At 49.7% G+C, this 23,428-nt stretch carries 21 protein-coding genes; 19 read left to right on the top strand and 2 right to left on the bottom strand.

The annotated features are described in order from the left end of the window. The first annotated feature begins 175 nt into the window (after window positions 1-175). From pfkA to I8U19_RS05655, 4 genes are all read left to right on the top strand, one after another. Window positions 176-1,135 carry a 6-phosphofructokinase gene (gene pfkA, locus I8U19_RS05670; protein WP_033101110.1) on the top strand — a complete coding sequence of 320 codons (960 nt, stop codon included), beginning with the start codon at window positions 176-178 and terminating at the stop codon, window positions 1,133-1,135. 23 nt (window positions 1,136-1,158) lie between these two features. Beyond that, window positions 1,159-2,910 (top strand): pyruvate kinase, encoded by a 1,752-nt coding sequence (gene pyk / locus I8U19_RS05665; RefSeq protein WP_198055509.1) that lies wholly within the window; start codon window positions 1,159-1,161, stop codon window positions 2,908-2,910. A 428-nt stretch (window positions 2,911-3,338) separates the two neighbouring features. Then, the gene (locus I8U19_RS05660; RefSeq protein ID WP_198055409.1) at window positions 3,339-3,785 is read left to right on the top strand and encodes an acyl-CoA thioesterase; all 447 of its coding nucleotides are present in this window, start codon (window positions 3,339-3,341) and stop codon (window positions 3,783-3,785) included. A gap of 6 nt (window positions 3,786-3,791) precedes the next feature. Continuing rightward, window positions 3,792-4,184 (top strand): FxsA family protein, encoded by a 393-nt coding sequence (locus tag I8U19_RS05655; protein WP_052154214.1) that lies wholly within the window; start codon window positions 3,792-3,794, stop codon window positions 4,182-4,184. Between the two features lie 21 nt (window positions 4,185-4,205). On the opposite strand, the gene I8U19_RS05650 is transcribed toward I8U19_RS05655, so the two are convergent. After that, window positions 4,206-5,150 (bottom strand): glycerophosphodiester phosphodiesterase family protein, encoded by a 945-nt coding sequence (locus tag I8U19_RS05650; RefSeq protein ID WP_052154215.1) that lies wholly within the window; start codon window positions 5,148-5,150, stop codon window positions 4,206-4,208. A 200-nt stretch (window positions 5,151-5,350) separates the two neighbouring features. Continuing rightward, window positions 5,351-6,475, bottom strand: a complete 1,125-nt coding sequence (gene ytvI / locus I8U19_RS05645) for a sporulation integral membrane protein YtvI (RefSeq protein WP_033101113.1) — start codon at window positions 6,473-6,475, stop codon at window positions 5,351-5,353. 435 nt (window positions 6,476-6,910) lie between these two features. On the opposite strand from ytvI, the gene citZ reads away from it, so the two are divergent. The 15 genes from citZ to ytaF all read left to right on the top strand — a co-directional run bounded on the left by citZ (window position 6,911) and on the right by ytaF (window position 23,414). Continuing rightward, a complete protein-coding gene (citZ, locus tag I8U19_RS05640; RefSeq protein ID WP_033101114.1) occupies window positions 6,911-8,023 on the top strand; it encodes a citrate synthase in 1,113 nt (370 codons plus the stop codon). A 74-nt stretch (window positions 8,024-8,097) separates the two neighbouring features. After that, entirely contained in the window at window positions 8,098-9,393 is a 1,296-nt protein-coding gene (gene icd, locus I8U19_RS05635; protein WP_198055408.1) for an NADP-dependent isocitrate dehydrogenase, read from the top strand. A 23-nt stretch (window positions 9,394-9,416) separates the two neighbouring features. Beyond that, the gene (mdh, locus tag I8U19_RS05630) at window positions 9,417-10,355 is read left to right on the top strand and encodes a malate dehydrogenase (protein ID WP_033101116.1); all 939 of its coding nucleotides are present in this window, start codon (window positions 9,417-9,419) and stop codon (window positions 10,353-10,355) included. Window positions 10,356-10,443: 88 nt separating this feature from the next. Continuing rightward, on the top strand, window positions 10,444-10,914 hold the full coding sequence (locus I8U19_RS05625) for a hotdog family protein (protein ID WP_052154216.1): 471 nt from the start codon (window positions 10,444-10,446) through the stop codon (window positions 10,912-10,914). A gap of 224 nt (window positions 10,915-11,138) precedes the next feature. Next, a complete protein-coding gene (locus tag I8U19_RS05620; protein WP_198055407.1) occupies window positions 11,139-11,852 on the top strand; it encodes a response regulator transcription factor in 714 nt (237 codons plus the stop codon). Further along, window positions 11,849-13,579 (top strand): two-component system histidine kinase PnpS, encoded by a 1,731-nt coding sequence (gene pnpS, locus I8U19_RS05615; protein WP_198055406.1) that lies wholly within the window; start codon window positions 11,849-11,851, stop codon window positions 13,577-13,579. Before I8U19_RS05620 ends, pnpS begins: the two co-directional genes overlap by 4 nt. Window positions 13,580-13,877: 298 nt before the next feature. Further along, window positions 13,878-14,771, top strand: coding sequence for a phosphate ABC transporter substrate-binding protein (locus I8U19_RS05610; protein WP_081943863.1), 894 nt, complete (start codon window positions 13,878-13,880; stop codon window positions 14,769-14,771). A 73-nt stretch (window positions 14,772-14,844) separates the two neighbouring features. Next, complete coding sequence (pstC, locus tag I8U19_RS05605; protein ID WP_198055405.1) at window positions 14,845-15,783, top strand: phosphate ABC transporter permease subunit PstC; 939 nt, start codon at window positions 14,845-14,847, stop codon at window positions 15,781-15,783. Between the two features lies 1 nt (window position 15,784). After that, window positions 15,785-16,675 (top strand): phosphate ABC transporter permease PstA, encoded by an 891-nt coding sequence (gene pstA / locus I8U19_RS05600; protein ID WP_033101120.1) that lies wholly within the window; start codon window positions 15,785-15,787, stop codon window positions 16,673-16,675. 66 nt (window positions 16,676-16,741) lie between these two features. Continuing rightward, on the top strand, window positions 16,742-17,512 hold the full coding sequence (gene pstB / locus I8U19_RS05595; RefSeq protein WP_370589205.1) for a phosphate ABC transporter ATP-binding protein PstB: 771 nt from the start codon (window positions 16,742-16,744) through the stop codon (window positions 17,510-17,512). 22 nt (window positions 17,513-17,534) lie between these two features. Beyond that, window positions 17,535-18,290, top strand: coding sequence for a phosphate ABC transporter ATP-binding protein PstB (gene pstB, locus I8U19_RS05590; RefSeq protein ID WP_198055404.1), 756 nt, complete (start codon window positions 17,535-17,537; stop codon window positions 18,288-18,290). A 26-nt stretch (window positions 18,291-18,316) separates the two neighbouring features. Then, on the top strand, window positions 18,317-18,976 hold the full coding sequence (gene phoU, locus I8U19_RS05585) for a phosphate signaling complex protein PhoU (RefSeq protein ID WP_232330856.1): 660 nt from the start codon (window positions 18,317-18,319) through the stop codon (window positions 18,974-18,976). Between the two features lie 204 nt (window positions 18,977-19,180). Beyond that, window positions 19,181-21,844, top strand: coding sequence for a DNA polymerase I (gene polA, locus I8U19_RS05580; protein WP_198055403.1), 2,664 nt, complete (start codon window positions 19,181-19,183; stop codon window positions 21,842-21,844). A 15-nt stretch (window positions 21,845-21,859) separates the two neighbouring features. After that, a complete protein-coding gene (gene mutM / locus I8U19_RS05575; RefSeq protein ID WP_198055402.1) occupies window positions 21,860-22,684 on the top strand; it encodes a DNA-formamidopyrimidine glycosylase in 825 nt (274 codons plus the stop codon). A gap of 67 nt (window positions 22,685-22,751) precedes the next feature. Continuing rightward, entirely contained in the window at window positions 22,752-23,414 is a 663-nt protein-coding gene (gene ytaF, locus I8U19_RS05570; protein WP_052154217.1) for a sporulation membrane protein YtaF, read from the top strand. Window positions 23,415-23,428: the final 14 nt, after the last annotated feature.

Raw genomic sequence — 23,428 nt, 5'->3', positions numbered from 1 at the left:
GCGACCTTTGTGAAAAAAGAAACCGGAGCAAAGAGAAGCACCAAGACCTGACGGACTCCTGTTTTGGAACTTTGTTCACCAGTTGAAAAACCGATCAGCGGTTTTTCTTTTTGTCCCGCATGGACATTTTTTGTCCCTTAGGGATGGGATATTCTTTTAATAGAGGTGATACATCATGAAACGGATTGCTGTTTTGACCAGCGGTGGCGATGCCCCCGGAATGAATGCCGCGATTCGGGCGGTTGTACGAAGCGGGGCTTATCACGGTGTGGAAGTTTTTGGGGTTTATCGTGGTTATACGGGACTAATTCAAGGTGATCTGAAACTTCTCTCGCTCGGGGATGTCGGTGATATTATCCATCGTGGAGGAACGATTTTATACAGTGCCCGCTGTGAAGAATTTAAAACCGAGGAAGGGCGCAAAAAAGCGGTTGAACAGTTGCGCAAGAACAAGATTGACGGATTGGTTGTCATCGGCGGGGACGGGAGTTTTCAGGGAGCGAAAAAATTGACAGCTCTCGGATTTCCCACCATCGGAGTTCCGGGAACGATTGATAATGACATTCCTGGAACGGATTTTACGATCGGATTTGATACGGCGATTAATACCGTGATTGACTGTATCGATAAAATTCGTGATACGGCTTATTCGCATGAGCGGACTTATGTGGTTGAAGTGATGGGCCGGGATGCCGGTGATATCGCTCTTTGGGCGGGGCTTGCCGACGGAGCGGAATCGATTTTGATTCCTGAAGCACCTTATGATTTGAACGAGATTGTGGAGCGTTTGAAGCACAGCAATGAACGCGGGAAAAAACACAGCATTATCATTGTGGCGGAAGGGGTTGGAAGCGGCATCGAGATTGGAGAGAAGATCAAAGAAATCACCGGATGTGAAACGCGGGTAACCGTATTGGGCCATGTGCAGCGAGGCGGTTCCCCGACGGCATTTGACCGGGTTTTGGCCAGCAGGATGGGAGCAAAAGCCGTTGAGCTTCTGTTGGAAGGGAAAAAAGACAAAATGGTGTCGATCCGGAATAATGAGGTTGTGGGAATCGACTTTGACAAAGCCTTTTCCATGAAACACAAGCCTGATTTGCAATTGTATGATTTAGCCAAAATTTTATCCATTTAGTGAGTAGGGGATGAAAAAGGATGATGCGAAAGACGAAAATTGTTTGTACGATTGGCCCGGCCAGTGAAGAGATTGGAATTCTGCGCAAGCTGATTTCGAGCGGCCTCAATGTCGCACGCCTCAATTTTTCACACGGATCGCACGAAGAACATGGAAAACGGATCAGAAATATCCGCGAAGCGGCCAAAGCAGAAGGGAAAAATGTGGCCATCCTCCTGGATACGAAAGGTCCGGAGATTCGGACCGGCGATCTGAGGGTACCTGCAGTCGAGCTGGTCGCCGGCGAAAAAATCACTTTGACCACAGAGAATATTTTGGGAGATCAAAGCCGGATTTCCGTCTCTTATGAAGGTTTGCCGCAGGATGTCGCAGTCGGTTCATTGATCTTGATCGATGACGGTTTGATCGGATTGACCGTGGATGCTGTAGAGGGAACGGAAATTCACTGCACGATCCAAAACGGTGGCACGTTAAAAAGCCGCAAAGGCGTAAATATCCCGGGGGTCAAAATCAATCTGCCGGGAATTACGCAAAAGGATGCAGAAGACATTTTATTTGGAATCGAACAGGGAGTAGACTTTATAGCAGCCTCTTTTGTGCGCAAACCGCAAGATGTCCTGGAGATTCGCCGGATACTGGAAGAGCATGGTGCGAACATCCCGATCATTTCCAAGATCGAAAATCAGGAAGGAATCGAAAACCTCGATGCCATCCTGGAAGTGAGCGACGGGCTGATGGTGGCGCGCGGGGATTTGGGAGTGGAAATCCCGGTTGAAGAAGTGCCGGTCGTGCAAAAAGAGATGATTCGCAAATGCAATCAGCTGGGCAAACCGGTGATCACGGCCACGCAGATGCTGGATTCGATGCAGCGCAACCCCAGACCCACCCGGGCTGAGGCGAGCGATGTCGCCAACGCCATTTTGGACGGTACGGATGCCATTATGCTTTCGGGTGAAACGGCTGCCGGAAAATACCCGGTTGAAGCGGTAACAACGATGGCACGAATTGCTCTGCGCACCGAATCCTCCCTTCGTTACCGGGAACTGTTCCGGCAGCGGACGAGAGAAATCGGCAATACGATCACCGAATCGATCAGCCAGGCGGTTGTACATACTTCTCATACCTTGGATTGTTCGGCTATCATCACTGCGACGGAAACGGGTTTCACTGCACGGATGGTTTCCAAATACCGGCCGTTGGCCCCGATTATCGCTGTTACGCCAAATGAAGATATTATCCGAAAACTTTCTCTCGTCTGGGGCGTATACCCTGTTTTGGGCAAGGAAGCGCCGACAACGGACGAAATGTTTGCCACCGCCATATCCGCTTCCCTGGAAAACCGGTGTGTAAAACAAGGGGATCTGGTGGTGATCACCGCCGGCGTGCCGGTCGGGAAATCCGGTACAACCAACTTGATGAAAGTGCATGTGATCGGCGGAGTGCTCGCCAGCGGACAAGGGATCGGCAAGCAAGTGGTCACCGGGCCGGTCGTCGTTGGCAATACGGCTGAAGAACTGAAGGGAAAAATGGTCGATGGGGCGATACTGGTTACTTGCGCCACGGATAAGGACATGATTGATTCAATCAAACGGGCCGCCGCGATTATTACGGAAGAAGGTGGATTGACCTCCCATGCGGCGGTTGTGGGTGTCAGCCTCGGAATTCCGGTGGTCGTGGGCGTGGAAAATGCAACCAGCCTGTTGGCTGCCGAGACCATGGTCACGGTGGATGCGGATCGCGGTCAAATCTATTCCGGTAAAGCCAACGTGCTATAATAAAAAAAGCGCTGGAGACATCCAGCGCTTTTCGAATAAGTGCGGAATCAATGGGGTTTACAGCAGTCCTAAACGGGGGTAGATCCACCAACGGAGTCTTTTGCGCCGTTGTTTTCTCTTTCTGAGTTTCATGATGACGATGCTCCTTTCTTTCTTAGGTTGCACTTTTTTCAGAATTGATTTTATCTGTAAAAAAGGAATTGGCTGTTCTCATTATGTGAAGTCGGGCGGGCAAATATGTGTACAACCCGGTTTTAACCCATCGGCTATTGACTATTATAAAAAGAGTGGCGATCTGGGGCAATAAGACAAAAGTCATAATTGGAAAAAAACTGATGGCAATGGCTGGAATGCTTCGCTCACAAACCAATTCCTTTTTTCTGTGAATGCTTTTGTCTGATACTTCATTTGGTTGGAGGGAATACTTAATGGAAGAGTATGCAAATGTACCTTGTAATGAAACCGTTCTGCGGGTTCGCTATCAGGAGACGGATCAAATGGGTGTCGTGTACCATACGAACTATCTCGTGTGGTTTGAGATCGGCCGAACGGAACTGATCCGCCAATTCGGTTCCTCTTACCGTAAGCTGGAAGAAAACGGTCTGCTCTTGCCCGTGGTGGACATCCATTGTAAGTATATGCATTCAGCCAAGTATGATGACCTGGTTTTGATCCGTACCGAGATGAAGGAGTTATCCGGTCCCAAAGTCGTTTTCTCGTACGAGATCTCAAATAAGGAGACCGGTGTAAAGCTGGCGAAGGGGACGACGACACACCTGTGGGTGAATAAAGAGATGAAAAGAGTAAACATAAAACGTGCATTTCCGGAGATTTATGAGCTGCTGGTTCAGATGCACAATCCGAAAAAAGGATGAGGAATGGTGTTTTGGTTCATTGTGCTTGCCATCATACTTGTGCCTGTCATCGAATTGTGGGGACTGATCAAAGTGGGGGAGTGGATCGGTGCATTTCCGACCGTGCTGTGCGTGATCGCGACAGCGATCATCGGGGGATATTTGGCCAAGAGGGAAGGATGGGCGACGATTCAGTTGTTGAAGAAGCAACTGCAAAATGGAGAACCACCCGGGGAAACACTGCTGGAAGGAGCGTCGATCCTTGCCGGAGCCGTTCTGATGATGACGCCCGGATTTTTTTCCGATATTCTCGGTTTCTTCCTCATTTTTCCCTATACGCGCCGAATAGTGGCTTTTTTGCTGAAGCGATGGCTTTACGCCAAATGGGAGCGCGGGGAAATATGGATTTGGCGGCGTTAGTTTCCCATCGCCGCCAAGAAATCATTTGACAACAGCATTGCCCCCCTGTCTTTTTTTCTTTTGTTCCTCAACCACTTCTTTTAACAGATCCGGACGGTTGGTCAAAATGCCGTCTGCTCCCAAATTCAGCAATTCCCGCATTGTTTTTTTATCGTCGATGGTCCAATAATAAACCTGCATGTTGAAGCGATGTGCCGTCTCGATCAAGTGTTTGTCCCGCAAATTGACGCCGCTGTTTTCCACGGGAATCTCCAGAACATTGGCTTGCGGTCGGTAAAAACCGGACAAGTGCAATTTGCTGAGAATCACAAAACGCTTCACTTCGGCCCGGCTGGCGCCAAGTGCGACCTGTCTGTGCGATATTTGTTTAAAAGAGCGGATGATGTCATCATCAAACGAATTGATGATCACTTTATGCTCGAGATGATATTTTTGAATGAGCATCCACAGCTTATGCTCGATTTGCGGAATCTGTCCGGCGGGATTATCATCTTTAATCTCGATATTGAAAAAGGAATCGGGGCCGTAGGTTTGAAAAATCTCTTCCAATGTCGGGATCGTGACACCCATTCCGCGATAGGCATGTTCCCCGCGCAAATCGGTAAACTTGTAGCCGGCATCCAGATTTTTGAGTTCTTTCAGGGTATGGTTGCTAATCGAACCCGTTCCGTTTGTCGTCCGGTTGACGGTCGGATCGTGAATGGCTACCAGATGCCCGTCTTTCGTCATATGAAGATCCAGATCCAGCACCGGTGTGCCAAGCGCATGTGCCAGATCAAAGGCTGTCATCGTATTGGACGGAGCGAGTGATGCCCCGCCCTGATGCGCGATTTGCACCGGCCGCTCCAGTTCCGGTAAGACTGTGGGCATTTTCGGGGTGAAGAACGTTGCCAGCAACAGATTGACAAAGACGAGAAGCAGGAGAGCAATGAGAATGCCGATAAACCATTTCTTTGTTGTTTTCATCTTGATGGCTCCTGTCAGAGGTGATTTGTGAAGATTTCCAATGTGGAAAGGAGAGTTTCATGACGGATCTTTCAAAAAATATTTCAGGCAAGAGAATCCCATTGCCCGGGGAATGAGTTGACCGTTGGCGTGAAGCGGGCAATGGGATTGGATGATGAGCATACAAGGTACGGGACGCAACCTGTTTCCGGTATTAGTCCCTACTCAGCAGGTTTGCCAACAATGTACTGCCAAATATCCTTAAACACATGGGTGCGATGAAGCGCCTGCAGGAAAACGACGGTAACCGGCCCCAAGATCAATCCGAAGAATCCGATCAGCTTTAATCCGATAAACAGGGCGATCAGCGTCAACAAGGGGTCGATTCCCACATTGCTTGCCACCAGTTTCGGTTCCAGCAATTGCCGGACGATGATAATCACTCCGTAGACAATCGACAGCCCGACAGCGAGGTGAATATTTCCGGTCAGGAAAAGATAGATAATCCAAGGAATGACCACTGCCCCGACCCCGAGATAAGGGAGCAGGTCGACGACACCCACGATGATGGCGATCGTAAAGGCGTAGGGAACCCGCAAAATCACCAGACCGATAAACATGATCAACGCGGTGATGGAGACCAGGGTGAGCTGGGCGCGAATAAATCCGAACAGCGCTCTTTTCAAATCATCCAGCACAAAGCCGACTGTCTTGTGAATCTTGTTTGGTATAAGCGAAATCAAGATCGAGCGGAGCCGCGGCCATTCCAGCCCGATAAACAGCGAAGCCAGTGTGATAAAAACCAGCACGGTGATGTAGTAAGGCAAGTTGCTGAGGAACGACCCGATTCCCGAGAGAATGTCGGTGATCATCTCCGTCCCTTTATTGGCAAGAATGCCGATGTTCTCCTGGATACTGGAAGCAATGCGCTGTTGATGTTCGGGATTTTTTTCCAAATAGGACTGAACGGTGTCGATGATCCGCTGAAAGTCCTGATTTTTGGTAAATGTACCCACGACCATCTGGCCGACCTTGTTAAACAGAACCGGCAGAAATTCGGCCAGCTTGGCCAGTTCAACGACCACTTCGGCCACGATGAAAATCAGTAAAGAACTCAGGAGAACCAGCAATATAAACAGAATCACAGTGACACCCGCCCAACGGGGCATACGGGCCCGCCGTTCAAGCCACCTGACCATCGGTTCGATTGCCATGGCGATGAGCCAGCCGATCAAAAACGGATAAACCAGAGGGAGGGCAAAGGAGATGAGCAAATATGTACAAATAATGATTGCCAGCACGATGACGGCTCGGGTAACCGGTCCAACCCAAGGGTTTAAATTCATCTGTATGGACCCCCTCGTGTGTAATCCTTTCTGACTCATTATACCATTTTTTGTTGAAATCCACAGTGAAGTCCAGTTATCTTCCACTTTCAGGGTGCGCATGTTAAAAATAAATAAATACGCGTTATGTGCGAATTTGTTCAATTTATGATAAAATAAAAAACGGTAGGAAGAGTGGGCACTGACCAAAAAAACTGACTCTCCTTTAATATTGCATACTTAAGTGATATTAAGGGCAAACATTGTACTTGATTCCTGCACTCGAATCTTGCAAAATTTGTGTAAATACGAACAAGTGCTGTTTTACTCAAAAAGATATTTTATAATAAATAAAGAGAATGATGATTCATTCATCGTCTCTTGTCTTAAACATTTCAATTGCAAGTTTTAAGTCAGAGTGCCCTCTTGCAAGTTTTCAGAAAAGGAGCGGATCATATGACGGTTGCTAAAGGGTTAGAAGGCGTAGTTGCTTGTACTTCTGGAATTAGCTCCATCGTGGATGGCGTACTCACCTACCGCGGGTATAATATTGATGATTTGGCGGTATATGCCAATTTCGAGGAAGTGGCTTACCTCTTGTGGCACGGCAAATTGCCGACCCGATCCGAGCTCGACCAATTGAAAAAGGATCTGAGCCAGCACGCATCCATTCCTGATGAACTTTTGCAACAATTGAAAGCGTATCCGAAGAACGTCCATCCGATGTCACTCCTCCGAACAGCTGTTTCCGCCCTTGCTCTTTATGATGAAGAGGCAGAAGTAAACAGTGAGGATGCCAATTATATTAAGGCGATTAAATTGACGGCAAAATTGCCGACCATTATCACGGCGATCGCTCGTATTCGCCAAGGATTGGAACCGGTTTCTCCGAAAGCAGAACTGGGCTTTGCCGCCAATTTTCTCTATATGCTCAATGGAGAAATTCCTTCGGATGTGTCTGTTAAAGCTTTTGATAAAGCGCTGGTACTCCATGCAGACCATGAATTGAACGCTTCTACGTTTGCCGCCCGCGTCACAACTGGAACCCTGTCGGATCTGTACTCCTCGATCACGACTGCCATCGGTACCCTGAAAGGTCCGTTGCACGGCGGAGCCAATGAGCGCGTGATGGCAATGCTTGAAGAAATTGGTACTTTTGAACGGATCGAGCCGTATATCCAAAGTAAGCTGGACAACAAAGAAAAAATCATGGGATTTGGCCACCGCGTTTATAAAGATGGTGATCCGCGCGCCAAACACTTGCGTGAAATGTCTCGCCGCTTGGCCGAGCAAAGCGGGAACTCCCTGTGGTATGAAATGTCTGCCGCCATCGAAAAGCTGGTATATGAGAAAAAAGGCTTGAAGCCGAATGTTGATTTCTATTCTGCATCGGTTTATACCTACCTTGGAATCCCGCGCGATCTGTTCACGCCGATTTTTGCCATGAGCCGTGTGACCGGCTGGACCGCGCATGTACTGGAACAATATGCGAATAACCGTCTCATCAGGCCACGTGCAGAATACACCGGACTGACCAACCAGTCATATGTTCCAATCGACCAACGCTGAGAAAATCGTTTAGAATAAATGGGACGGGGTTTTTTACCGTCCTTTCTTCGATCTATAAAGTCAGGAGTGGTAGCATGGCACAATTTAAACATCTTGAAGCCCCGGTCAAAGGGGAAAAAATAACCGTGGAAAACGGAAAGCTGAATGTTCCGGATCAACCGATCATTCCCTTTATCGAGGGAGACGGGACGGGGCCGGATATCTGGGCTGCCGCCAAACGCGTGCTTGACGCGGCCGTGAAAAAGGCGTACAACGGAAAAAAAGAGATTGCTTGGTATGAGGTATTCGCCGGTGAAAAGGCATACCAAAAATTTGGGGAATGGCTGCCCGAAGACACCCTGAGCGCGATCAGCGAGTATTTGGTTGCCATCAAGGGACCGCTCACCACACCTGTAGGCGGAGGAATCCGCTCCCTGAATGTCGCTTTGCGCCAGGAGCTCGATCTTTATGTCTGCCTCCGTCCTGTTCGTTACTTTGAAGGTGTCCCCTCCCCTGTCAAACGCCCGCAAGATGTCGATATGGTCATTTTCCGGGAAAACTCGGAAGATATTTACGCAGGGATTGAGTGGGAAGCCGAATCCGAAGAAGTAAAAAAAGTGATTCGCTTCTTGCAAGAGGAAATGGGCGTCAAGAAAATTCGATTCCCGGAAACTTCCGGAATCGGCATTAAACCGGTTTCGCGTGAAGGAACCGAACGGCTGGTAAAAGCTGCGATTGAGTATGCACTTCGCCACGGGCGCAAAAGCGTAACCCTGGTACATAAAGGAAATATTATGAAGTTTACCGAAGGGTCATTTAAAAACTGGGGTTATGAAGTGGCAGAGCGTGACTACAAGGATCGCGTCTTTACCTGGGCTGAATATGACCGCATCAAGGCGGAAAAAGGAACGGATGCGGCGAACAGCGCTCAGGCCAAAGCGGAAGCAGAAGGAAAAGTGATCGTAAAAGATGTGATTGCCGATGCATTCCTGCAGCAGATTTTAACCCGTCCGGCCGAGTATGATGTAATCGCCACACTCAATTTGAACGGGGATTACATTTCCGATGCGCTGGCCGCACAGGTGGGCGGAATCGGGATCGCTCCGGGTGCCAATATCAATTACAGCACGGGCCATGCCATCTTTGAGGCGACTCACGGCACGGCTCCCAAATACGCCGGCCTGGATAAAGTTAACCCCGGTTCGGTTATTTTGTCCGGCGTCCTGATGCTGGAGCACTTGGGATGGCAAGAAGCAGCCGATTTAATCTATGCAGCCATGGGCAAAACCATCCGTGAAAAAACGGTCACCTATGATTTTGCCCGTCTGATGGAAGGGGCGACCGAAGTGAAATGCTCCGAGTTCGCCGATCATCTGATTAAAAATATGTAAGTGGATTGAAGGAGGAAACGAAGATGGCCATTCGTCGCAGAAAAATTTCCGTCATCGGTGCAGGATTTACCGGAAGTACCACAGCGCTTATGCTGGCTCAAAAAGAACTGGGCGATGTCGTATTGGTTGATATTCCCCAAGCGGAAGGCCCAACCAAGGGAAAAGCGTTAGACATGCTTGAGGCAAGCCCGGTGCAAGGATTCGATGCCAACATCATCGGTACGAGCAACTATGAAGATACCAAAGATTCCGACGTGGTGATCATCACTGCAGGAATGGCCCGCAAACCGGGAATGAGCCGGGATGATCTGGTCAACATCAACGCGGGGATCGTCCGTTCGGTAACGGAGAATGTTGTGAAGTATTCGCCGAATTGTATCATCATCGTCCTGACAAACCCGGTTGACGCCATGACTTATGAAGTCTACCGCACCTCCGGCTTTCCGAAAAACCGCGTAATCGGTCAATCCGGTGTCCTGGATACTGCACGTTTCCGCACTTTTGTGGCGCAGGAGCTGAATGTGTCGGTTGAAGATGTGACCGGATTTGTGCTCGGCGGACACGGGGATGATATGGTTCCGCTCGTGCGTTACTCTTATGCAGGCGGCATTCCGCTGGAAAAACTGATTCCGGCAGAGCGTTTGGAAGCGATTGTCGAGCGCACGCGGAAAGGCGGCGGTGAAATCGTCGGCCTGCTGGGCAACGGAAGCGCGTATTACGCACCGGCGGCCTCTCTCGTGCAAATGGCGGAAGCGATCCTGAAAGATAAAAAGCGCATTCTGCCGGCTGTTGCCTACCTTGAAGGGGAGTACGGTTACAATGACCTCTATCTCGGTGTACCGACCATTTTGGGCGGCAACGGTTTGGAGAAAGTGATCGTGCTTGAATTGACAGACGAAGAGAAAAAAGCACTCGATAAATCTGCTGAGTCCGTGCGCAAAGTGATGAAAGTTTTAAATTGAAATAATCGGAGAAACGAATTGCCCGGGGTGCCTTCCTCCGGGCTTCTTTTTTAAGTAAAATAAAAATATACATAAGGAGGGGATTCGATTGGATTTTGGGAGAATTTTGACAGATGGCCAATGCTTTGATCAGGTGCAAATCGGAGAGAGCGTCGTGCAAAAACGAATTGTCGAGCTTCGTGATGTGCTCGGCTATCTTGGGATCGCCGGTGATTTTAACCCGCTGTATTTGACGGAAAATTATGCCGGACAAACGCCATTTGAACGGGTGATCGTACCGCCGGGGTTGCTTGTCGGCTGGTTGACCGCGCTCGTTTCCACGCGATTGCCTGGCCCGGGGAGCGTCGTTCGGGAAATGAAGGTGAACATGCCGGGAGTGGCCCATCTCGACGAAGAAATGGAACTGTATTTGCAAGTTGCCGGCAAAATCGAGACTGAGAAGCGGATTATCATAGAGGCAAGCGCTCGAAGAGGAGAGAAGGTGATTTTGAATTGCGAATTCTCCGTTGTGCCGCCCGAACCGCTCAAACCGCTCCAAGGTTTGCTAGATAATTTCTGAAAAGAGAAACAAAGCAGGCTCTTTTTTGACAGCGCTTCCAAAAGTGAAAAAACTGGCATGCAAACGAGTGGCTGTTGCCGGTGTCAGCGATTCAACAGGGATGACAGAAAAGAATGCATTTATTTGGTACCCGATGTATTGGGTGCCATTTTTAACGGAATCTTAACTTTGTTATGGTATGATTTATTTTGTTCAAACATGATTTCGGAGAGTGAGGGATCACCTTGGGTAAGAAGATCCTGGTCGTTGATGATGAAGCATCGATTGTCAAACTGGTGCAGTTTAATTTGGAAAAAGAAGGATATGAAGTGGAAGTCGCTTATGATGGCCAGATGGCACTGGCGATGCTCGAAAAAAGCCAACCGGATCTGGTTGTTTTGGATCTGATGTTGCCCAAAGTTGACGGTTTGGAAGTGTGTCGCCGGATGCGGCAGGAAAAAACCCATATCCCCATCCTGATGCTGACTGCGAAAACAGATGAATTCGACAAAGTGCTGGGGCTTGAATTGGGCGCCGATGATTACATGACCAAGCCGTTCAGTCCCCGTGAGCTGACAGCGAGGGTGAAAGCGATTTTCCGACGGGTGGATCAGCTGAAAAAGAATCTCGGAAGCGGGGAGCATCAAGAGCTGATCAAGATCGGTGACCTGGAGATCGACCCGGAAGGATATGTTGTGAGCAGAAGCGGGGAAGAAATCGAACTGACGCCGAAGGAATTTGAACTTCTGTTGTATATGGCCAATCATCGGGGAAAAGTGCTATCGCGCGACCAATTGCTCAATGCGGTATGGAATTATGATTATGTCGGCGATTCACGGATCGTGGATGTCCATGTCAGCCACCTCAGGGATAAGATTGAAACCGATTCTAAAAATCCTTTCTTCATTAAAACCGTTCGGGGAATCGGTTACAAATTTGAAGGCCCGAGACGAGCATGAAAACGTTAAAAGCGAAAATTACCTGGTCATTTCTGCTTTTAATCGGCTGTTCCGTTCTCGGGACAGGGATTTTTGTCGCGCTTCTGTTACAAACATCCTATCTGGATTCCCTGTCCGGCCGTTTGCAAAAAGAAGGGAAAATGCTGGCGGAAACAACCCGGTGGGATTCGGACAGATCGTTACAGCATCAGGCGCAGGTCTATGCACAGACGCTTGACGTGAGGGTTACCTTTTTTGACCGGAACGGACGGGTGCTTGGCGACTCTGAAGGGAAATCGTTCGACGGCAAAGAGTTTACGGAAGTGGCAGAAGCCCTGAAAAACCACATTCCCGATCCGACCATCCGCAATGACTTTTTACATGCGGCATTACCTGTCGAACGGAATGGTCATATCGTGGGGGCTGTTCGCTTATCATTGGACATCCGGGAAGTCAATCGTTCTTTGCATCAAGTTTGGTTCTCACTGGCTCTTGGACTCTTGTTCGCCTATGCATTGGCCGCTTTTTTCAGTTCGCGCATCGCCAGCGGAGTGACCCGCCCGCTTGAAGAAATCACGCAAGTCGCCAGGGATATCGCGGAGAAACGTTTTTATCGCCGGGTTCAGCAGGAGGGACGGGATGAGGTCGCCCATCTGGGGCAGGCGATCAACCGGATGGCCCGCAGTTTGCAAAAGCAGATGGAAACGATTCGCAAGTCTGAACGAAGATTGAACAGTGTGATTGAATCGATGGAAAGCGGCCTGATCATGGTGGACCCGACGGGAAATGTCAGCCTGGCCAACCGCGCCTTTGAACGCATGTTCTCCATGCCGGCGTCTGATTTGATCGGCCAGTCTTACAAGAAGCTGAGTTATCCCTATGATCTGAGCGAATTGATCACCGAGTGTGCCGAATCGGGCATTCGCCTGCGGAAAGAGATTCATCTCTATTACCCTGAAGAACGGATGTTGCTCGCGCATCTCACTCCGATGTGGGTGGAGAAAAACGGTGTCGGTGTGGTTGTGGTTTTCCATGATTTGACGGCCATCCGCCGCTTGGAGCAACTGCGCAGGGATTTTGTGGCCAATGTTTCACATGAATTGAAAACCCCGATCACTTCCATTCGCGGATTTGCCGAAACGCTGCTGGACGGGGCGATGCACGACCGGGAGACATGTCAGGAATTTTTGCAAATCATCCATGAGGAGAGTTTGCGGTTGCAGCGATTAATCGGCGACTTGCTCGATTTGTCCCGGATCGAATCCAAACAATTTCATTTGAAGACCGAAATAGTCCCGGTTGATACGCTGATTTACTCTGCCCAAAAAATGGTGCGGGATCAGTTGAAGGCCAAAGACCAAAATCTGACGATTGAGATCGACGAGCTGTTTGAGGTTGAGGTGGATCCTGACCGTTTCCGGCAGATTATCTTAAACTTGCTGACCAATGCCATTCACTATACCCCTGCGGGAGGGCATATCACCGTGGTAGCGCGGCGGAGAAAATCAGATTGGCAATTGATCATCGGCGATTCAGGGATCGGTATTCCAGAGAGTGATCTTCCTCGCATTTTTGAACGGTTTTACCGCGTCGACAAAGCACGGGCGCGAAATTCGGGTGGTACCGGCCTCGGTCTGGCGATCGTCAAGCACCTGGTCGAAGTGCACCATGGGAAAATTCAGGTCGAGAGCAAGGTGGGGGAAGGGACGTCGTTTATCCTCACTTTTCCGTTATCCCCGTCTGATTGACTGTACGGCGAAATAATTCTTTTACAGAGAATGCAGCGGCGGATCAGGCTGATGGTTTGATCGGCCGCTGCGTTTCGCTTTTAGAAGTGCGAAACCCAATTGTGCATGTTATTGTTAAAAATTTCTGTATTCAAGGTATCTGAACCGCCTGATCGCTGTAGAAAGGGCAGATGCCCTTTTTTTGTTTATCAAACATTTACATTGCATTCATTTTTATATAAAAGAAGTAGATTATAGTTCAAATTGAAATCATTGTTTTTGCGATGATCATGACGTTGATTAGGGGGAACTTTTCATCATGTTGAAAAAAAGTCTCTTACTTGGAGGCGTATTTGCCTTGGCATTCGGAGCGCTGACAGGTTGCAGCGAGGGTACGTCCGGACAACAGCAGGCAGGCGGTTCTTTAACCATCGTTGGCTCTACGGCCATGCAACCCTTGGTTGAGGAAGCGGGCAAAGCATATTCCGCCAAAAATCCAAACGTCCAAATCAATGTTCAAGGCGGGGGAAGCGGACAGGGACTCAGTTCGGTGATGAATGATACGGCCGACATCGGCAATTCCGATTTGTTTGCGGAAGAAAAATCGAATGAGAATATCGACCCATCCCAATTGGTTGATCATAAAGTGTTTGTCGTCGGTTTCGCACCGGTTGTCAACCCCGATGTGGGTGTGGATAACCTGACCCAGCAGCAGCTGATCGACATTTTCACGGGCAAAATCAAAAATTGGAAAGAGATCGGGGGAAAAGACCTGCCTGTCGTGTTGGTCAACCGTCCGGAAAGTTCCGGAACCCGGGCGACATTTGCCAAATATGCTTTGAAAGGAAATACGGAGTTCCGCGCGAAGGGAGGCATTGAAGAAGATTCTTCCGGCACGGTGCGCAAGATCGTCTCCGAAACGCCGGGTGCGATTGGATATCTCGCTTTCTCCTATATCGACTCCTCGGTGAAAGCTTTGAAGCTGGACGGTGTCGAACCGACCAACCAAAATGTCTGTACGAACAAATGGAAAGTTTGGTCCTATGAGCATATGTACACCAATAAAAACGGCAAAAACAGCAAAACGGAAAATGCTTTTATTCAATATATCCTCTCCGGGGAAGGACAAGCGCTGGTCAAAAAAATGGAGTATATTCCCGTCAGCCAAATGAAGGTGGAGCGTGATGCCGACGGGAGCGTCAAACCGGAGTAAAGATTGATGATTCAAGCGCGGGATAGAATTCTCTCTATCCCTTGTGCTGTTTATTCGGAAAGGGTGTGGGAAGATGGAACAAGCAGCCGTTCGCGTTTCATCGATGGAAAAAGAGCTGACCAAACCGAATCAGAAATGGACTCGCATTGAATATAGAGGAAAAGTGATGACGCTGGTCAGTGCATGGGTATTGATCATCACCCTGTTTTCGTTGCTTTACTTTATCGCTTTCAAAGGGATCGCCCCTTTTCTTCACGGAGAGGTTACCCTCGCCGACTTCTTTTCCGGCAATTGGGGGCCTTCTTTATCTGCTGAGCAGGGCGGACCGCAATACGGCGCCCTCGATTTTATCCTGGGATCGCTGATGGTGGCCCTGGGTTCGGCCGTGATCAGCGGGCCGCTTGGAATTGGGGCCGCTCTTTTCATGACGGAGATCGCTCCGAAGGCAGGCCGGAAAATCTTGCAGCCTGCGGTGGAAATCCTGGTGGGCATTCCGTCGGTTGTGTATGGTTTTATCGGGCTTACCCTCATCGTCCCGGCACTTCGTTCGATTTTCGGCGAGGTGGGATTTGGCTTGTTGGCCGGGATCATCGTCTTGTCGGTCATGATTTTGCCGACGATCATCAGTATCAGTGCCGATGCCATCCATTCGGTTCCGCAGGGGATCCGTGAAGGTTCCTATGCATTGGGAGCGACGAGATGGCAAACGATTTCCGGGCTGGTAATCCGCGTGGCACAGCCGGGATTGCTGACCGCTGTCGTTTTGGGGATTGCCCGCGCATTCGGCGAAGCGCTCGCCGTGCAAATGGTGATCGGAAATACGGCGGATCTCCCTTTTCACCTGCTGAAACCGATGAGCACATTGACGAGCGTGATTACACTCAATATGGGAAATACGGTGCAAGGATCCACTTATAACAACGTCTTATGGTCGATGGCGCTTATTTTGCTGCTGATGACTCTCATCTTGATCCTGGCAATCCGTTTTATTGCGCGAAGGAGAGAGGTTTGATATGAGGGCGAAGGTGACAGACCGGATCGCGACTCTCTGTTTTTATTTGATCGCCATCCTGATAATTGGCATTTTGGCCGGGATGATCGGTTTTATTTTGTTTAAAGGTTTGCATGTGATCAATTGGGATTTTGTTACCGAAGCGCCGGGTTCGGTTTTAACCGGCGGCGGAGGAGTCGGCCCCCAGCTGTTTAACTCCTTTTATCTGCTTGTTTTAACCATGATCATCACCGTTCCCCTCGGTCTCGGCGGCGGAATTTATCTGGCGGAGTATGCCAAACCGGGTCAACTTACGAATGTCCTGCGGTTAAGCATTGAGGTATTATCATCCCTTCCTTCCATTGTTGTCGGATTGTTTGGATTGATGGTATTTGTCCAATACACCGGTTGGGGGTTCTCTTTGGCTGCCGGCGCGTTGACGCTGACAGTGTTTAATCTGCCGTTGATGGTAAGGATTGTGGAGCAGGCGCTCGGAACCGTGCCCCGGGAACAAAAAGAAGCGAGTTTTGCTTTGGGAGTCACCCATTGGCACACCATTGTCAAAGTTCTTTTGCCGGCGGCGCTTCCCGGCATTTTGACAGGAACGATCCTGGCGGCCGGACGGGTGTTTGGGGAAGCGGCGGCACTGATGTTCACGGCGGGGATGTCTTCGCCTGATCTCGATTTCAGCAATTGGGATATTACCTCGCCTGTTTCACCCCTCAATCCTTTCCGGCCGGCATCGACGCTGGCAGTTCACATCTGGAAAATCAATTCCGAGGGAATTGTTCCGGATGCGAAAGAGATTGCCAGCGGGGCCTCTGCACTGCTGGTCATCGCCGTATTGATTTTTAATTTGTTTGCACGGTGGTTTGGGCGCCTGATCCATGCCCGTTTGACTTCGACAAGGTGAGGAGGATGGCGGATGGAAAAATTAATCACCCCTTTCCGGTTCCAGCCGAAAACCGATGGAAGATCGTTGTTGACGGATGAAACGCGGCCGATCCAGCTGGAAACACTGGATTTGGATGTCTATTATGGTGAAAAGCATGCGATTAAACAAGTCAATCTTCCGCTATATCAAAACACGGTGACAGCATTAATCGGCCCATCCGGTTGTGGAAAGTCCACTTTTTTGCGCTGCCTTAACCGGATGAATGATATGATTCCCGGGACAAGAGTAATGGGCAAGATTTTGGTCGAAGGTGTGAATATCAACGATTCCAGAATTAATGTGACTCAGCTTCGCCGCCAGATCGGCATGGTTTTCCAACGGCCCAATCCATTTGCCAAATCCATTTATGAAAATATCGTGTTTGCTCCCCGCCTTTACGGCATTTCCAAGAAGGAACAAGAGAAGTTGGTCGAGGAAAGCTTGAGAAAAACGGGATTGTGGGATGAAGTGAAAGATCGTTTGCATACTTCCGCCCTGGCGTTGTCCGGCGGGCAACAACAGCGCTTGTGCATTGCCCGGGCCATTGCCATGAAGCCCAAGATTATCCTGCTTGATGAGCCTGCTTCCGCCCTTGACCCGGTTTCAACAGGAAAAATCGAAGAGTTGGTCCAAGAGTTGAAGAACGAGTTTACCATCGCCATCGTGACGCACAATATGCAGCAGGCTGCCCGCATCTCCGATTACACCGCCTATTTTTACATGGGAGAATTGATTGAACATGACCGGACGGATGTATTGTTTGTTAATCCCAGGAAAAAAGAGACGGAAGATTATTTGACAGGGCGGTTTGGTTAAGCGGGGGAAAGGAGGGGGAAGGATGTCGCAAAAAGTTCGTGTTCGCTGTTTTCAGCTTTACTATGGAACCAATCATGCATTGAAAAATATTGATCTTGATCTCGCAGAAAATCAGGTTACCGCACTGATCGGTCCATCGGGCTGCGGCAAGTCCACATTTTTGCGCAGTATCAATCGCATGAACGATATGATCAAGGGTGTGCGAACGACCGGAACGATCCATATCGACGGTCAAAATATTTATGGTGAAAAAGTGGATCTGGTGGAATTGCGGAAGAAGGTGGGGATGGTGTTTCAACAGCCCCATCCGTTTCCGCTTTCCATCTATGACAACGTCGCCTATGGGCCGAGACTACACGGAATCAGGGATAAAAAGAGATTGGATGAGATCGTGGAACGGACACTGACGGAGGCCAATTTATGGGACGAAGTGAAAGATCGTTTGCACCGCTCCGCCTTGGGAATGTCCGGAGGACAGCAACAGCGCCTGATACTGGCCAGGGTATTGGCGGTGCAGCCGGAAGTGATTCTGATGGATGAGCCTGCATCCGCATTGGACCCCATTTCCACTGAACGGTTGGAAGAATTGATCATGAGGCTGAAAGACCAGTACACCATTATTATCGTGACACACAATATGCAACAAGCAGCACGCGTATCCGATACTGCCGTTTTCTTTTTGAACGGAGAAATTGTCGAAAGCGGTCCTACGGATCAGATCTTTACCAATCCAAGTGATCCGCGCACGGAAGATTATATCAGCGGACGATTTGGATAGGCTCGCACGGGGATGGGAGGACGGACATGATTACGCGCCAATTTGACCAGTCGTTAAACGATGTGCAGGCGATGCTCCTGAAAATGGGAGCCCATATTGAAATTGCGATAGATAAAGCAATGAGAGCACTTGTCGGCCGCGATGAGCTGTTGGCGGATGAGATTGTCAGGCAAGACAGTCAGATCGATGAAATCGAGGTTCAGATCGATGAACTGGTGGCAAAACTGATTGCAACACAACAGCCGGTTGCCGGTGACTTGCGAAAACTGATCTCTGCGCTGAAAATAGCGGCCGACATGGAAAGAATGGGAGACCTGGCGAAAGATATCGCCATCGAGACGATTTCCTTGGCGAAAATGAATTTTCCGGAGTTTAATCCTTTGCAAGAAATCGTAACCATGTCCAAACGGGTTCAGAAAATGGTGAATGACGGGATTAACAGCTATATAGACGGAAATACGATGTTGGCCCAACGATTGGCCGAAGACGATGATGAGGTGGACCGGCTATATGATTCCATTGTTAAGGAGATGAAAGTGTACTTTCCGACCGGTAACCGTTATGCCGAGGTTGCGTTAAAATGCTGCTTTGTCGCACGTTATCTGGAGCGGATCGCTGATCACGCCACCAATATTGCGGAAAACATCATCTATATCGAAACAGGAAAACAGGCTGATCTGAACTGAGCCTGATTGGGGGAATCGCGGGCAAACTGTTTCCGCTTCGGCGGAGGCGGTTTTTTTTCTGTTTTTTGAAGTAGGATCATTTGTTCGGAACTTGTTACCAATTTGCTGGAAGGAGGGGAAACGGGCATGATAGAATGAGAATGTTGACCTGAACCTGTACAAACGGACCGGAAAAGGCGAATTAAGGATAAAGGTGTGAAAAAAGTGGGTAAACTGGTGTTGATCGATGGCAATAGTATTGCTTACCGGGCGTTTTTTGCATTGCCGCTCCTGACCAACTCGAGCGGAATCTACACCAATGCCGTTTATGGATTCACCATGATGTTGCTGAAGGTGTTGGAAGAAGAAAAACCGACGCATATGCTGGTTGCCTTTGACGCCGGAAAAACGACGTTTCGGCATCAAGATTACCAGGAATACAAGGGAACACGGCAAAAAACGCCGGGAGAGCTGGCCGAGCAAATACCGCTTGTCCGGGAAATGCTTGACGCGTTTGGCATTCGGCATTATGCGATTGAGAATTATGAAGCCGATGATATTATCGGGACACTTGCCCGCGCAGGGGCCGGCAAGGATTTGGAAGTCCTGATCGTCAGCGGGGATAAAGACTTGCTGCAATTGGTGAATGAGCAAGTGAACGTATTGCTCACCCGAAAAGGCGTCACCGAGACGGAACGGTACGACCGGAAGGCCGTGGCGGACCGGTATGGATTGACCCCGCAACAGATTATTGATCTGAAGGGATTGATGGGAGACGCTTCCGACAATATTCCCGGCATCCCCGGAGTGGGAGAAAAAACAGCGCTGAAACTGCTTAAACAATTTCCGACCGTGGAAGAGATCGTTGACCATGTGAGCGAGTTGCCCGGGAAAAAATTGCGGGAAAAAGTGGAAACATACCGTGATCAAGCCTTGTTGAGCAAAAAGCTGGCGACGATTTACACGGAAGTTCCCCTTGATCTGCAATTGGAAGATCTGCTGCTGGCGGAATTGGATGTGAACCGGATTGCCGACTTCTTCCGGAAAGTGGAATTTAAAACGCTCCTGGATCGCTTGAAGAAGTTCAGCGGCGCCGATGAAGAGGAGACGAAGACCGTCCGTGAAGAACAGGACGCGATCGAATCAGTGACAGTATTTGGCGAGGAAGCGCGGGACGAGTGGGAACCGTTTTTAAAACAAAGCGGATTGGCGCTGTTTGTGGAGATGACCGGGGAGAATCCGCACCATTCCGATGTGATCGGCCTGGCACTGTCAGACGGGGAAAAACAGCTCTACATTCCGATTGAAGAGGCTATGGACTGGCAGGCGTTTCGCGAATATCTGGCGGACGGCGAACGACACAAGGTGGTTTACGACGTCAAAAAGACGAGTCTCGCGCTGAAGCGAAAGGAACTCGATGTGGCCGGCCTTTCCTTTGATGTGCTGTTGGCCGCCTATTTGCTGGATCCGTCGGAGTCGCAGATGGAACTGAATGAAATCGTGAAACGGGCTGAAGCGGGTTACCTGCCTTCTGATGAGGAAGTCTACGGAAAAGGGGCCAAACGTCGCCAGTTGCAGGGAGAGGAATTGGAAAAACATCTGGCTCGCAAAGCCAGAGCGATTTATCAAGTGTATCCAGTGCTTGACCGGCAATTGCAAGAGGCCGGATTGGATGCGCTGATGTTTGATTTGGAGATGCCCCTGGCTGCCGTGCTGGCCAACATGGAGAGGCACGGGGTTTTGGTTAATCGGGAACGCTTGGACGAGCTCGGGGTGGAGCTGAAACGGAGCATGGATTTGCTTCAGGAGGAGATTTACGAACTGGCCGGGGTGCCTTTCAACATCAATTCCCCCAAGCAATTGGGAGAAATCCTGTTCGACAAATTGGGCCTGCCGGTGATCAAGAAGACGAAAACGGGGTATTCCACCAGTGCCGATGTCCTGGAAAAACTGGCCCCGCAACATGAAATTGTCGAGAAAATTTTACACTACCGACAGGTAGGAAAACTGTATTCTACTTATATAGAAGGATTGAAAAAAGAGATTGGATCTGATGGCAAGATCCACACCCAGTTTAATCAAACGGTCACCGCAACCGGCCGCTTGAGCTCGACGGAACCCAACTTGCAAAACATCCCGATCCGGATGGAGGAAGGGAGGAGAATCCGACAGATTTTTATCCCGTCCGAGCCGGGTTGGTACATGCTTTCCGCCGATTATTCGCAAATTGAACTGAGGGTGCTGGCCCATATTTCCGGCGATGCCAATTTGCAAAAAGCGTTTAAGGAAGGCAAAGACATTCATACGCAGACAGCGATGGATGTTTTCGGCGTGGCGGAAGATGAAGTGACCAGCCTGATGCGCCGTCAGGCTAAAGCCGTCAACTTCGGGATTGTGTACGGGATCAGCGGGTACGGACTTGCTCAGGGCCTCGATATCCCGCAAAAAGAAGCTCGGGAATTTATTGAGCGTTATTTTGAAACGTACCCTGGGGTGAAAAAGTATATGGATTCGATTATCGCCCAGGCGAAACAGGAAGGCTATGTGACCACTTTATCCGGACGCCGCCGCTATTTGCCCAAAATCCATTCCCGCAATTTCGGGGAGAGAAGTTTTGCCGAGCGGACGGCGATGAATACTCCGATTCAGGGAACGGCAGCGGATATCATTAAGATCGCCATGGTTCGCCTTGACCGGCAGATCCAAGAGCGCGGGCTGAAAGGACGCATGCTGCTTCAGGTTCATGACGAACTGATTTTGGAAGTGCCGGAAAGCGAGCTGCCTGCGATGCAAGAACTCGTCCGGGATGTGATGGAACACGCTCTTGAACTGTCGGTTCCGCTTGTGGTTGATGTCAATTGCGGGAAAAACTGGTATGAAGCGAAGTGACAGGAGGAAACAGCGTTGCCGGAGTTACCAGAGGTAGAGACTGTACGCAGAACATTAAACAAACTTGTTGTGGGGAAAACGATTTGCGATGTGACGGTTCATTTGCCCCGTCTGATCCGGGAGCCCGCAGATGTCGAGCTGTTCAGGAAAGAGTTGGTCGGAACGACGATCACGGAAATCGGGCGCCGGGGCAAATTTTTGAAGATTGTTTGCCCGCCATGGGTTCTTGTTTCTCATTTGCGCATGGAGGGTAAATACCGGTTGGCCAGGCAAAATGAGCCGTATGAGAAACACACGCACGTGATTTTTCACTTCACGGACGGAACGGAACTGCGCTATCGTGATGTGCGGCAGTTTGGAACGATGCATTTGTTCCCCGCGGGAGAGGAAGAACAGCATCTTCCTTTGAAAAAACTGGGGCCGGAGCCGCTGTCCGATCAGTTTACACTTGAATGGTTTCAAGCGGCGTTGACGAGGCGGATGACCAAAATCAAAGCCGTTCTTTTAAATCAAGAATTTCTGGTCGGGCTCGGCAATATTTATGTGGACGAGTCGCTGTTCTCAGCCGGAATTCATCCGGAGAGGCCGGCCTCTTCCTTGTTGGCGGCCGAGGTGGAGCGTTTGTACCACAGTATAAAAAAGACATTGTCCGAAGCGATAAAATCAGGAGGTTCTTCGGTTCGCTCCTATGTCAACGGCGAGGGCGAAATGGGGATGTTTCAGCTCCAGATTCAAGTGTACGGGCGGAAAAATGAGCCTTGTCTGCGCTGCGGCAACGCGATTGAGCGGATTGTGGTGGCGGGACGGGGCACTCACTTCTGTCCGGAATGCCAAAAATAACACATGCTTGAGCCCTTCATCATAAGATAGGATACGCAACAGCCTACTGAGATGAGGGGTGACGGTGATGTGGCATATATTTTCGATCATCGGGATTGCCTTTGCACTTAGTTTGGACAGCTTCGGAGCCGGCACGACATATGGAATGCGAAAAATTCGTATCCCGTTGCTATCGACCGTGATTATTGCCGGATGTTCCGGGGCTGTTATTTACTTGTCGATGGTCGTGGGAAAATGGATCGCTGTCTGGCTGGCGCCCGCAGTCACCCATTTTGTCGGTGCTTTTATTTTGATTTTGCTCGGAAGTTATGCACTGTACCAGGGAGACAAAAATAAACTTGAGATGAAAAATGGAACGGGTGCAAGGCAAAATCCCGCCATCATGGAACCCAAAGTATGGACGATTAAAATCCGCCAGCTCGGGCTCGTCGTGCAAATCTTGAAGACACCCCTTGCCGCGGATCTGGATAATTCGGGCTCCATCTCCAGTTCGGAAGCGTTGTTGCTGGGGGCCGCCCTGTCACTGGACTCGTTTGGCGCCGGATTGGGAGTGGCGTTGGCCGGCTTTTCACCTTTGCCGACAGCGGCGGTGATCATGGTGATGAGCGCATTTTTTTTGCGGCTGGGCATCTGGCTCGGTTTTTCCTATGCCGGGCGCTTTAACCAGCGATTCGTGGCTTATGCGCCCGGATTGATTTTGATCGTATTGGGATTGCTTCGTTTTTTTTAGAGGGGCGATGATGA

This window comes from Thermoactinomyces sp. CICC 10523, assembly GCF_016055105.1.
GTDB classification, from domain to species: Bacteria; Bacillota; Bacilli; order Thermoactinomycetales; family Thermoactinomycetaceae; genus Thermoactinomyces_A; species Thermoactinomyces_A daqus.
This window is presented reverse-complemented; position numbering and strand designations above follow the sequence as displayed.

Coding starts and splice junctions, on each gene's coding strand:
- I8U19_RS05650 (WP_052154215.1), bottom strand. CDS start 5,150: ATGAAAACAACAAAGAAATGGTTTATCGGCATTCTCATTGCTCTCCTG.
- ytvI (WP_033101113.1), bottom strand. CDS start 6,475: ATGAATTTAAACCCTTGGGTTGGACCGGTTACCCGAGCCGTCATCGTG.
- phoU (WP_232330856.1), top strand. CDS start 18,317: ATGATTACGCGCCAATTTGACCAGTCGTTAAACGATGTGCAGGCGATG.
- ytaF (WP_052154217.1), top strand. CDS start 22,752: ATGTGGCATATATTTTCGATCATCGGGATTGCCTTTGCACTTAGTTTG.
- I8U19_RS05660 (WP_198055409.1), top strand. CDS start 3,339: ATGGAAGAGTATGCAAATGTACCTTGTAATGAAACCGTTCTGCGGGTT.
- mdh (WP_033101116.1), top strand. CDS start 9,417: ATGGCCATTCGTCGCAGAAAAATTTCCGTCATCGGTGCAGGATTTACC.
- icd (WP_198055408.1), top strand. CDS start 8,098: ATGGCACAATTTAAACATCTTGAAGCCCCGGTCAAAGGGGAAAAAATA.
- I8U19_RS05610 (WP_081943863.1), top strand. CDS start 13,878: ATGTTGAAAAAAAGTCTCTTACTTGGAGGCGTATTTGCCTTGGCATTC.
- citZ (WP_033101114.1), top strand. CDS start 6,911: ATGACGGTTGCTAAAGGGTTAGAAGGCGTAGTTGCTTGTACTTCTGGA.
- pfkA (WP_033101110.1), top strand. CDS start 176: ATGAAACGGATTGCTGTTTTGACCAGCGGTGGCGATGCCCCCGGAATG.
- pstA (WP_033101120.1), top strand. CDS start 15,785: ATGAGGGCGAAGGTGACAGACCGGATCGCGACTCTCTGTTTTTATTTG.
- pstB (WP_198055404.1), top strand. CDS start 17,535: ATGTCGCAAAAAGTTCGTGTTCGCTGTTTTCAGCTTTACTATGGAACC.
- pnpS (WP_198055406.1), top strand. CDS start 11,849: ATGAAAACGTTAAAAGCGAAAATTACCTGGTCATTTCTGCTTTTAATC.
- pyk (WP_198055509.1), top strand. CDS start 1,159: ATGCGAAAGACGAAAATTGTTTGTACGATTGGCCCGGCCAGTGAAGAG.
- pstC (WP_198055405.1), top strand. CDS start 14,845: ATGGAACAAGCAGCCGTTCGCGTTTCATCGATGGAAAAAGAGCTGACC.